The sequence below is a fragment of the Phormidium sp. CCY1219 genome, from assembly GCF_055795085.1.
The window spans coordinates 1-10,773 of sequence record NZ_JAYFEQ010000505.1; the positions used below are offsets into that span (position 1 = coordinate 1).

Consider the following 10,773-nt stretch of genomic DNA (forward strand, 5'->3'; position numbering starts at 1 on the left):
TCTGGTCTTCTGGTCAGGTGAGCTTGGGAAAATAAAGTCTTACCAAGCCCCTCCCTTTAGGGATGGGGTTCCTGACATTGGGAGTCGTTTCTGTTGCACTCAGCAGTTTAGCACTTCTTGAGGAACACTTGGATAGCGATCCTCTGGGAAATTCTACACTGCATGTCAACGCAATCTTGCGATCGCGATCGATTCTACCACAGGTTTTTTGGCTTTCGATACCCGATCGATCGCATTTCAGCCGATGGTGGGGAAGGGTGTGCCTGAAGCGCGGGCGTTGACAGAGGGTTTTGAATAAATTCCCTACCCCCGGCTGAAACATTCCGCGCGATCGCAGCAGGGAGAGGCGACGTTTCATGCAGGGAGGAGAAAGAAAACGCTACACTTGTCACAAAGGCAATTTTTGCACTCAATCGAGTTAACCAGAGCCTTTTGAATTTTGACAAAAATGCGACTCAAGGGAGGCATAAAACAATGATCCGATTAAAATTGTGGCAGTGGGTGATATTGGCACTTCCGATCGCCAGTATTGCAACCTTCCTGCTGGTGTCAGCCGGGTGGCAAATTCACGAATGGGGGATTAACTGGATTTGGGGGATAGTCACCCTGATGCTTCTCGGGTGGCGGTGGTTGCTGGTGCGATGGACCAAACCGATGACGGAACAGGTAGAAGCGGCGATCGCCCAGGTGACGGAAGAACTCGAAGCCGAATCAGCCACAGAAACCAAAGCCCTCCCTACCGCCGATGAAGCCACGCAGAAAGCGGAAGAGGCACTGCAAGAACTCCTCGCACAAACGCGCAACGATCGCCCGATTTGGGAAGACTGGCAAACCTTTTGGAATCGGTGCCAAGATTTGGTGGTGGCGATCGCGCATATCTATAACCCGGAAGTCAAATATCCCCTGCTCAGTATATATGTGCCACAAGCTTACGGATTGATTCGCGGTACCGTGGATGACATGGATCGCTGGATGCAGCAGCTTTCCCCGGTTTTGAGCCAAGTTACTGTGGGACAGGCGGTGCAGGGATACGAAGTTTACCGCAAGCTGGAACCCTCCGCCCGCAAACTGTGGCAAGCTTGGGGCTGGGCGCAGTGGTTTCTCAACCCGGTAGCCGCGATCGCGCGCGTCGCCAGCCAACGCTCTAACACCCAAGCTACCCAGGAATTGCTGTTCAATTTAAGCCAAATGCTGCGAGAAGCCGCATTGCGGAACCTCTGCCGGCAAGCGATCGCCCTGTACGGAAATCGCACGTTACCTACCGCAGACACCACAGTTCCCACCCCCGCCCTCCCGAAAGCGCAAACCCAAACCCTGCAAGAGATTCTGGCGGAAGCGGAACCGGTGGAAAGCGTGGAGCAAAAGCCGGTAAATATTTTGCTGGTGGGACGCACCGGCGCGGGAAAAAGCAGCACGATTAACACTTTGTTTCACAGCGATCGCGCCGAAGTGGATGTATTGCCCAGTACCGATCGCATCCAAAGTTATAACTGGACCAGCGAGACGGGAGAAAGTCTCATCCTTTGCGATACACCGGGTTACGAACAAGTCCACCGCGAGGATTTGCGCGAATGGGTACTGGACTATGCGAAAACCGCCGATTTGTTATTGTTAGTGACTCCCGCCTTGGATCCGGCCCTGCAAATGGATGTAGACTTTCTCCAGGAGATTAAAGCCGAAGTGCCGGATTTACCGACGATCGCGATTCTCACGCAAGTGGATCGCCTGCGCCCGATCCGCGAGTGGAACCCGCCGTATGACTGGATATGGGGCGACAAATCCAAAGAAAAGTCAATTCGAGAAGCGACAGAATATCGTCAGGAACAGTTGGGAGAACTGTGCGATCGCGTTTTCCCGTTGGTGACGGAAGACACTCAGAGCAACCGCAACGCCTGGAATGCAGAAGCTTTATCTGTAGCTCTGGTGGAAGCGATCGCCCCGGCGAAACAACAGCGCATTGCCCGCTTTTTGCGCGATCGCGAAGCCCGCACTGTCGCCGCCGCCCGCATCATCGATCGCTATACCTTCCAAATGGCAACCACCCAAGGTCTCACCGCCTTGGTCAAAAGTCCGATCCTGCGATTTATTTCCACCGTCTCCACCGGATCGCCGACGTTAGCCTATGTGCTAGCCGAACAAATTCCCGTGGAACAATTGCCCGTCACCATCGGCAAACTGCAGATGGCGTATGAGTTGTTCTCCCTGTTGAATCCCGACGCCAACCCCTTTAATTTCGACCTGCGATCGCTCTGGCCCCTCCTGCGGGATAATTCTGGTTCCCCCGATCGCAATGCTTGGGCTTTCGGTCACGCTTTGGTCGAATTCTGGAGCCAAAATCTCACTCTAGAACAAGTACAAGAGCGATTTGCCGATTATCTACAGCAAGTTCCCCAACCCGCATAATCCACAACGGTAGGGTGGCAATGTCCACCCTACCTATTGACAAATAATATTTTTTGTGGTAAAAACTGATGACCCCGAGACCGGTGGGCCAAGGGGAGAATTGAGAATTTTGTTAAATCTCCCTTAGATATTGCTTTGACAAAATAAAACATCTAAATTGCATAACAAAATATCGCCAACTAGCAGGTGCGACTTTATGCTGCCCATCTCATCTCAGGAAGATAAATAGTCCGCGTAGGCGGAATTGGCCTGCCCAGGCTCGATTTCAATCGCCCTCCTAGTTATGCAATCTAAGTGTAAACTAAGGAAAACATTACCAATCGCCAACAAGGAATATTACGAATTGTAAAAAATAAGCGTCTGCCAGGTTGGGTGGTAGGCGGCATATGTGGTGTTTAGTGGGCATTTACCACCCTACAGGTAGGGGCTAAGGAAAAATTTTCAAAAAAATCGGCAAAATTGTTGCAAAACTTAACAAAGTCTGTTACATTTATTTACAAAGGCGGACGCACCGCCCGGTCAAAACCCATATAGGAGACTTTGATAATGGATACCCGAAGAGGCGTGGTTATTACCGAGAGTGATAAGTTAAATAACTTTGCCATTGAGCCGAAGATGTATGTAGAGGAGACGCCGCGCGCCGGATTTACCGACTACGCCGAGAAGCTGAATGGACGACTGGCGATGCTGGGATTTGCCTCATTGCTGGCGTTTGAAGCGGTGACGGGCAATGGACTCATTCATTTTTTACAAAATTTGTAAAAAAAGCGGCATATTAATTATCGTGTTCGATTCCTAATCTCATAGACAAGCCTTTGAAGGCACTCGCCGATCGCAGGGAGTGCCTTTTTTTGTGGCGATGAATTTTGGGGAATAAAAAATTAGAGACATTACGGGGAATGTCTCTAGGAAGAAATCAGCCTTTCGAGTTAGGATTGGACTTGTTCCAAAGCAGGTGAAGAGTTAACCGGGGTAGAGTCGCCATCGAGATAAATCGTTCTAATATCCCGGGGTAATAAAGATTCCAAGCGCTCAGCGCCTTCAGTAAGTAATGCCGAAACATCAGCGGGAGAAACCGATTCGCCTTCCGCTTGTAGATAAGCAGAAATGCGAGTTTCGCTCCAGTGGAAAGTATTGGCCATCAACTGAGTTAAGCGCAAGATAGGGGAGAGCAAATCGAGGGCTTGTTCCACATAACACCATAGGGGAGGGGGGGAAGTTTGCAGAGAATAGTGAATCGATTCGACTGTAGGTAGTTCGGCGCGTTCGATACACCAAGCCGTCATATTAATCAACCAAGTTTGAAGGGTAAAAGGCATGGATTCTGTTTCGTGGAAGCGCAAATCCAAACCGCGAAGTTCGTGAAAGATATGACGCCAAGTCAGGGCGAAGAGATAGTCTCCTTGAACGGGAGATTTAGCGTGATGTTGGATGAGGGTATAGACAATCGAACTATAGCGACAGAAAATTGCTGTAAAGTATTTGCCTTCATCGGGATGGCGCTGAAACAGAGTCAGCAATTCGCGATCGCTGTAGCGAAACAGAGACTTAACCACAGGATGGTTGCATTCAGGAAAAACAGGGGGTTGCACGATTTCGAGTCACTCCAAAAGCTGCAAGGTTCGACAAATCCGAGACAGTAGCGCCAGAGGGAACGCCCTCGACGCCCCTGACTGTAACAATTTTCGCCAGAGATGTCACCGAGGAGACCCCGATGCCGTTGGTAGGGGGAAGGGGACAAGTGAAACGGGAGAAGCAAACGCCAGATACGCAGAGGCGCTGTTTGTAATATATCCAGAGATGACCGGAATCGACACCCTGGCATTGGTAGAGGGGAGAAGTTTTGGCAAAAGGGGGGGCGGGGCGGGGGTTGGGGTATCCTCAATGCAGGGCATTCAGTAAAGTTTTGATGAGGTTGTTTGCGGGTTGTTACAATTAATTAAAATCCGAGTGAAACACCCTTGTCGGTGTGACGCGCCCGGAAAGCGGGCGATCGCTCGAGACAAACCTTGGTTTTGACCCCTGAAAAGTTCATGGTTTTAACGATTAGCATTAATCCTACGTTAAGCGCTTTGTTACCTTCTCTGCCACTCGATAGCCTGTTTTCCACCCAGGGGATCATGGTTATGCTACTTGCTGCCTATGCGGTAGCGATGTGGATGTTTTTAACCAGTGCCCCGAAAGTCTATACGGTGATGGTGTCGGATCTCGAGATGGCGCGACAGTTTTATGAAGGGATGCTAGAGCTGCCCGCCGCCGAAGTTCCGCTGCACTACTATTACAATTACGAACAAACCCTCGGTGGTACGGGAATTGACCCCATTTACATGTCCAATGTCGGGGCACCAACCACCTCGGGAATGAACGGCCCCGACGGGTTGTGGTATCAGTTGCAGAAGAATACCCAATTGCACATTATTGGCGGTGCGAGTTTGGGAAATAAAAATCGGCAACGCCACGTGGGGTTCGATCGCGATTGTCTCGAACAGTTGCTGATGCGCGTGCAGACTTATGGCGTCAAGTACAAACTGCGCCGGGAAAAGCCCTTAAATTTTTTAGTCAAAGACATGCAAGGGCGCGTTATCGAGGTAGCAGAAGTGTCGAATTAGGGATTGGGGGCAAGGGGAGCGATCGCGATGCAGTAAAAATTGCTGCCCGTCGTCACGGTAGGGGGGGTTTTCCGACAGCGATCGCGCCTCCGCCTGTTGCCAGATTCCCGCAACCCCAGAGGAAATATCGCATTAAAAAAGACCCGCACCCAGTGGGATGCGGGGCTTTTTGCGATCGCGGGATGCCCCATGAGCTTCACAAAAAAAAAATAGGGCATAGGATGAACGGTAGTTCATCCTAGCCCGAGAGAGAATTTGCCAGAAAAAGCGATCGCCACAATAGCGTTTCTCGCTCAGTCGAGGGAGGGAATTTCTCCGATAGATTCCCACACTCAACCCTACAGAAAGTTCAGTTTAAATCATTGCCAGAGAAAACGCCAGAATTCGCCTGAGTATTAGAAGAATTGTGCGGCATCTCTAAAGTGGCAACCGGTGCAGATTCAGACAGAGACGCTTGCAGCATTTGCGTGCGCGTCACCGAATCATTCGCCAAAGTAAACAAGGGATTAGACAAAATGCCCGCCAAAGAAGTGGCCACCACCGTGAGAACCAAACCCACTTGTAGCGGACGCATTCCCGGTAAATTCCAGCGAACTTCCGGATAATTTTTCACAGATTCGGACATTTCTTGAGGTTCTTTCACCACCATCATCTTCACCACGCGGATGTAGTAGTAAATCGAGATGACGCTGGTAATTAATCCGAGCAAAACTAACCAATAAAGACCCGCTTGCCAGCCAGCCCAAAACAGATAAAGCTTACCGAAGAAGCCAGCCAGGGGGGGAATTCCGCCCAAAGAAAGCAAGCAAATACTCAGACTCAAAGTGAGTAACGGGTCTTTTTGATACAGACCAGAATATTCGCTAATTTGGTCCGTGCCCGTTCGCAGAGAGAACAGAATCACGCCAGTGAATGCGCCGAGGTTCATAAACAGATAAACCAGCAGATAAAAAATCATACTGGAATATCCGGCATTGGTATCGGCAATCAAACCAATCGTGACGAAACCGGCTTGACCGATAGAAGAATAAGCCAGCATTCGCTTGAGACTGGTTTGGGCGAGAGCCACCACATTGCCCAGGATCATACTGAGGATAGCCAAGGCGGTAAACACGAAATGCCACTGTTCCGAGACTAAAGGGAAAGCGGTAGAGAGCAGACGGATAGCCAGAGCAAAGCCGGCGGCTTTAGACCCCACCGAGAGGAAAGCCACCACCGGGGTGGGGGAACCCTCGTAAACGTCAGGGGTCCACTGGTGGAAAGGGACCGCAGAGATTTTGAAAGAGATGCCCGCGATCGCGAACACCAGAGCAATCACCAAGCCCAAAGAAGGGCCAGTACCGCTAGTTGCCAGACCTGCCGCGATCGCATCTAAGCGAGTTTCGCCACCGGATAACCCATAAAGCAGAGAAATCCCATAGAGAAACACCGCCGAAGATGCCGCACCAATCAGCAGATATTTTAATGCTGCCTCATTGGAACGCGGATCGAGCTTCATGTAGCCGGTCAGCAGGTAAGATGAAATACTCAGGGTTTCCAGGGAAACGAACACAGTCACCAATTCATTTGCCCCAGAAAGGAACATTCCCCCCAGGGTAGCGGTGAGCAAAATCATCAGAAATTCCGCCAAAGCGGTGCCCGAGTTTTCCACATAGCGCACCGACATCAAAATCGTCACCGCCGCACAGAGGGCAACAATGCCCCGAAACACGACACTGAGGGCATCGCCATTAAACTCACCGAAAAATGCGAGGGGAGTGGTGGTGTCCCACTGATAGAAAAGGGCGACGATCGCGGCGAGTAGACCCGCGATCGCCAGATAAGGGGTCGCCTTCACAGACTTGCGCCCCACAAGCAGGTCATAAACCAAGACCACCAGTAAGGTTAAGACCACGATCGCCTCTGGCAAGATTCTCCCAGCATTCAGTTGGGCTGCAAGATTCGCTAAATTCATAAAGGGTAATCGGCAGATGGAATACTATCGCAAACGCAACCAATAGGTGCAGTCTGTCGATGGAAAATTCGTTACAATACTGCATCTTACCGCGATATCTGCGCGATCCGAGGGGGAACTCACCCCAACCCCGCCAACGAGCGTGCCATTCGCGGGGACATCTGGCAGAAGCGATCGCTGGCGCGCCCATTCATCTCCCCAGAAAATCGAGCCATTCCGGCGATCGATGCCGCCGCAACTCATCCCTGCCATTTGATTAGCGATTCATGTTCAGTTTCAAGCGCTTGTGCTAGGGTCATTTTAGGGAGCTTGTCCCCAACTGTGCAGACTGGCAGCTTTCCGAGGGGTGAGTCGATATTAGGGTGCCTTCCTCGTTCCCCGTGGAGAATCCCGAAGGTTCTGCCTTGGGTAGAGAGGGCGATCGGCCTGCATCTGAGGCAATGCCAGTCAATCGGCCAACATTGGAAAATCGGATATAAATAGAGATTGGCTAAAACATCGCCCACCCTATGGTTGCCCTTGACAACCGAAACCTGCGCCATCCCGACTCAACCGAGGCAACCGCCTCGCACCGATTGATGCCTTCCTTACCGATCCCCCTTGACATCTCCCTCAAAAACTCTAAAGCTGACTGTCTACCAAGCTGCTATCCCAAAAAGGTGCCATGTCAACCCTTGTCATCGTCGAATCTCCAACCAAAGCCCGCACGATTCGGAACTTCCTACCGAACGACTATCGCGTAGAGGCATCGATGGGTCACGTGCGCGATCTACCCTCATCTGCGGACGAAATTCCCGAAAAGGTCAAAGGGGAAAAATGGGCGCAGCTCGGGGTAAATGTAGACGCGGACTTCCAACCCCTCTACGTGATTCCCAAAAACAAACAAAAAGTCGTCAAAGCCCTGAAAGATGCCTTAAAATCTGCCGATGAACTCATTCTGGCCACCGATGAAGACCGAGAAGGGGAAAGTATTAGCTGGCACCTGCTACAAGTGCTCAAGCCCAAAGTCCCCATCAAGCGGATGGTATTTCACGAAATCACCCGCGAAGCCATTCGCCGCGCCCTCAACCACTGTCGCAACATCGACGAGCAACTGGTTCACGCCCAGGAAACCCGACGGATTTTAGACCGATTGGTGGGTTATACCCTTTCGCCCCTACTGTGGAAAAAAATTGCCTCCGGTTTATCTGCCGGTCGCGTGCAATCGGTGGCGGTGCGCCTATTGGTCCACCGAGAAAGGCAGCGTCGCGCCTTCCGCCAAGGCAGCTATTGGGACTTAAAAGCAACCTTAAACCACTCCCAAACCGCCTTTGAAGCCAAACTGGTGGCTCTAGGAGGCCAGAAAATTGCCACCGGTAGCGACTTCGACGAAGCCACCGGCCAAATTGCCGCAGGTCGCAATGTGGTGCTGCTCAATGAAGCGCAAGCCCATGCCTTAGTGGAACGACTCGGGGACAAACCCTGGACCGTGCGGAATGTGGAGGAACGCCCCAGCACCCGCAAACCCGCCCCGCCATTCACCACCTCCACCCTACAACAGGAAGCTAACCGCAAGCTGCGGTTCTCGGCACGAGATACGATGAAAATCGCCCAAAATCTCTACGAAAACGGGTATATCACCTACATGAGAACTGACTCGGTGCATTTGTCCGACCAAGCGCTCAACGCGGCGCGCACCTGTGTGGAGCAAATGTATGGGAAAGAATATCTCAGCCCGAAACCTCGGAAATATACCACCAAGAGTAAAGGGGCGCAGGAGGCCCACGAAGCGATTCGTCCGGCGGGCAATACGTTCCGCACCCCGCAACAGACCGGTCTGTCCGGGCGCGAACTGAGACTGTACGATTTGATTTGGAAGCGCACGGTTGCCAGCCAAATGGCAGATGCCCGCCAAACCCTGATTAGCGTGGAGTTGCGCGTGGAAGATGCAGATTTTCGCTCCAGTGGGAAGCGGATCGATTTTCCCGGCTTTTTGCGTGCCTATGTGGAAGGGTCGGACGATCCTGAGGCGGCCCTGGAAGACCGGGAGGTGATTTTGCCCTCCCTGAAAGAAGGCGATCGCCCCAACTGCAACAATATCGAGGCGATCGGTCACGAAACCCAACCCCCCGCCCGCTACAGTGAAGCCTCTCTGGTTAAAACCCTCGAAAGCGAAGGCATCGGACGCCCCAGCACCTACGCCAGCATCATCAGCACCATCATCGATCGCGGCTATGCCATGCTCAAAGGTAATGCCCTTGTCCCCACCTTCACCGCTTTCGCCGTCACCGATCTGCTGGAAAAATACTTCCCCGACTTGGTAGACACCGGCTTTACCGCCAAAATGGAACAAACCCTCGATGAAATCTCTACCGGGGAAGCCAACTGGCTACCCTATCTGGAGAATTTTTATCGCGGCGAAAACGGTCTGCACAACCAAGTCAAGAAACAAGAAGACCAAATCGATCCGAATCAAGCGCGCAGTGTGGAACTGGACAATTTAGACGCCAAAGTTCGCATCGGTCGCTATGGTCCTTATATTGAAGCAGAAAACGGAAACGGCGTGGTCACTGCTTCTATCCCCAAGGATTTGACCCCCTCGGACCTGGACCCAGAACAAGTGGAAACCATCCTCAAGCAAAAAACCGAAGGTCCCGAGGAACTGGGTGTGGATCCGAAAACCAACTTGCCGGTTTACGTACTGATCGGCAAATACGGGCCTTACGTCCAACTCGGCGAAACCAGTGAGGAAAACAAAAAGCCCAAACGCGCCTCTCTCCCGAAAGGGGTTAACCCAGAAAATGTTACCCTCGACCAAGCCCTCGGACTGCTTTCCCTCCCCCGCACTTTGGGCACTCACCCGGAAACCGGTGGCAAAATCCAAGCAGGACTCGGACGCTTCGGTCCTTATGTGGTTCACGACCAAGGGAAAGAAGGAGGCAAGGATTATCGTTCTCTGAAAGCCGGTGATGATGTGTTAACGGTTTCTCTAGACCGGGCTTTACAATTATTGTCGGAACCGAAAAAAGGACGCAGCCGAAAAGGCGGCAAAAGTAAGGAACCATTACGCCAATTGGGCAAACATCCCGCCGATGAAGAACCGGTGAATGTTTACGATGGTCCTTATGGTCCTTATGTGAAACATGGCAAAACCAATGCTTCCCTCCCGGAAGGGATGAAGGTGGAAGAGGTGACGTTAGAAAAAGCGTTAGAATTGCTCGCCGCTAAGGCATCTTCCAAGAGTGGCGGTAAGTCGAAGCGCAGTTCTCGCAAAAAATCTACCTCGTCCTCAACCAAGAAAAAGAGTTAAGGTTTGACAGAAGAGTGCGTTACCACGGTTGACGCACCCTTCTCTCGCTTCTGCTTCTCGATAGCCTAAGCCCGCCGACGCGGGCTAATTTCACGCCAGACGATTGACATGCAGATTCAGTAGAAAAGCTTCGATAAAAAGCTTCCCAAATCCTTTTTATCCCCCTTCATCCTTACCATCATGGCCTACAGTGATTTTAAAACGATTACCCAAGTGCGAACCGCGTTTATAGCCTTTCTCAGATTGATGCGATCCATAGCCAAATAGTCATTACCGCGCTTGCACCTCTGAGGTGAAAAATTCTCTACCTTACTTATATGAAAATATTATAACCATCCCGCTCATCAGGACAGTTTTTTCCCATCCCTGGGAGTTGGACTAGGGATAAATAACCATTGCGCCAATAGGTATGTTTTTCCATATCTGAGAGTTGGACTAAGAATAAATAACCATTGCGCTAATAGGCATGTTTTTCCATATCTGAGAGTTGGACTAGGGATAAATAACCATTGCGCTAT

8 protein-coding genes are annotated in these 10,773 nt (G+C 51.3%); 4 read left to right on the forward strand and 4 right to left on the reverse strand.

Annotation, left to right across the window (positions count from 1 at the left end; all coding sequences use genetic code 11):
• Nucleotides 1-474 precede the first annotated feature (474 nt).
• The gene (locus AC0QH1_RS13295) at nucleotides 475-2,403 is read left to right on the forward strand and encodes a GTPase family protein (protein WP_324631634.1); all 1,929 of its coding nucleotides are present in this window, start codon (nucleotides 475-477) and stop codon (nucleotides 2,401-2,403) included.
• Nucleotides 2,404-2,949: 546 nt separating this feature from the next.
• On the forward strand, nucleotides 2,950-3,165 hold the full coding sequence (locus tag AC0QH1_RS13300; RefSeq protein WP_324631635.1) for a high light inducible protein: 216 nt from the start codon (nucleotides 2,950-2,952) through the stop codon (nucleotides 3,163-3,165).
• A gap of 167 nt (nucleotides 3,166-3,332) precedes the next feature.
• Here the strand turns inward: AC0QH1_RS13300 and AC0QH1_RS13305 are convergent, their stop codons facing one another.
• The gene (locus AC0QH1_RS13305; RefSeq protein WP_324631636.1) at nucleotides 3,333-3,995 is read right to left on the reverse strand and encodes a sigma-70 family RNA polymerase sigma factor; all 663 of its coding nucleotides are present in this window, start codon (nucleotides 3,993-3,995) and stop codon (nucleotides 3,333-3,335) included.
• Between the two features lie 441 nt (nucleotides 3,996-4,436).
• On the opposite strand from AC0QH1_RS13305, the gene AC0QH1_RS13310 reads away from it, so the two are divergent.
• Nucleotides 4,437-5,012 carry a glyoxalase-like domain protein gene (locus AC0QH1_RS13310; protein ID WP_324631637.1) on the forward strand — a complete coding sequence of 192 codons (576 nt, stop codon included), beginning with the start codon at nucleotides 4,437-4,439 and terminating at the stop codon, nucleotides 5,010-5,012.
• On the opposite strand, the gene AC0QH1_RS13315 is transcribed toward AC0QH1_RS13310, so the two are convergent.
• From AC0QH1_RS13315 to AC0QH1_RS13325, 3 genes are all read right to left on the reverse strand, one after another.
• On the reverse strand, nucleotides 5,009-5,230 hold the full coding sequence (locus AC0QH1_RS13315; protein WP_324631638.1) for a hypothetical protein: 222 nt from the start codon (nucleotides 5,228-5,230) through the stop codon (nucleotides 5,009-5,011). The genes AC0QH1_RS13310 and AC0QH1_RS13315 overlap by 4 nt on opposite strands.
• A gap of 131 nt (nucleotides 5,231-5,361) precedes the next feature.
• The gene (locus tag AC0QH1_RS13320) at nucleotides 5,362-6,966 is read right to left on the reverse strand and encodes an NAD(P)H-quinone oxidoreductase subunit N (RefSeq protein WP_324631639.1); all 1,605 of its coding nucleotides are present in this window, start codon (nucleotides 6,964-6,966) and stop codon (nucleotides 5,362-5,364) included.
• Between the two features lie 24 nt (nucleotides 6,967-6,990).
• The gene (locus AC0QH1_RS13325) at nucleotides 6,991-7,218 is read right to left on the reverse strand and encodes a hypothetical protein (protein ID WP_324631640.1); all 228 of its coding nucleotides are present in this window, start codon (nucleotides 7,216-7,218) and stop codon (nucleotides 6,991-6,993) included.
• 412 nt (nucleotides 7,219-7,630) lie between these two features.
• On the opposite strand from AC0QH1_RS13325, the gene topA reads away from it, so the two are divergent.
• Nucleotides 7,631-10,255, forward strand: a complete 2,625-nt coding sequence (gene topA / locus AC0QH1_RS13330) for a type I DNA topoisomerase (RefSeq protein ID WP_324631641.1) — start codon at nucleotides 7,631-7,633, stop codon at nucleotides 10,253-10,255.
• Nucleotides 10,256-10,773: the final 518 nt, after the last annotated feature.

What these genes read in the sequence shown, in the direction of transcription:
- AC0QH1_RS13295 (WP_324631634.1), top strand. Translation starts at nt 475, where the DNA reads ATGATCCGATTAAAATTGTGGCAGTGGGTGATATTGGCACTTCCGATC.
- AC0QH1_RS13300 (WP_324631635.1), top strand. Translation starts at nt 2,950, where the DNA reads ATGGATACCCGAAGAGGCGTGGTTATTACCGAGAGTGATAAGTTAAAT.
- AC0QH1_RS13310 (WP_324631637.1), top strand. Translation starts at nt 4,437, where the DNA reads ATGGTTTTAACGATTAGCATTAATCCTACGTTAAGCGCTTTGTTACCT.
- AC0QH1_RS13315 (WP_324631638.1), bottom strand. Translation starts at nt 5,230, where the DNA reads ATGCCCTATTTTTTTTTTGTGAAGCTCATGGGGCATCCCGCGATCGCA.
- AC0QH1_RS13320 (WP_324631639.1), bottom strand. Translation starts at nt 6,966, where the DNA reads ATGAATTTAGCGAATCTTGCAGCCCAACTGAATGCTGGGAGAATCTTG.
- AC0QH1_RS13325 (WP_324631640.1), bottom strand. Translation starts at nt 7,218, where the DNA reads ATGGCAGGGATGAGTTGCGGCGGCATCGATCGCCGGAATGGCTCGATT.
- topA (WP_324631641.1), top strand. Translation starts at nt 7,631, where the DNA reads ATGTCAACCCTTGTCATCGTCGAATCTCCAACCAAAGCCCGCACGATT.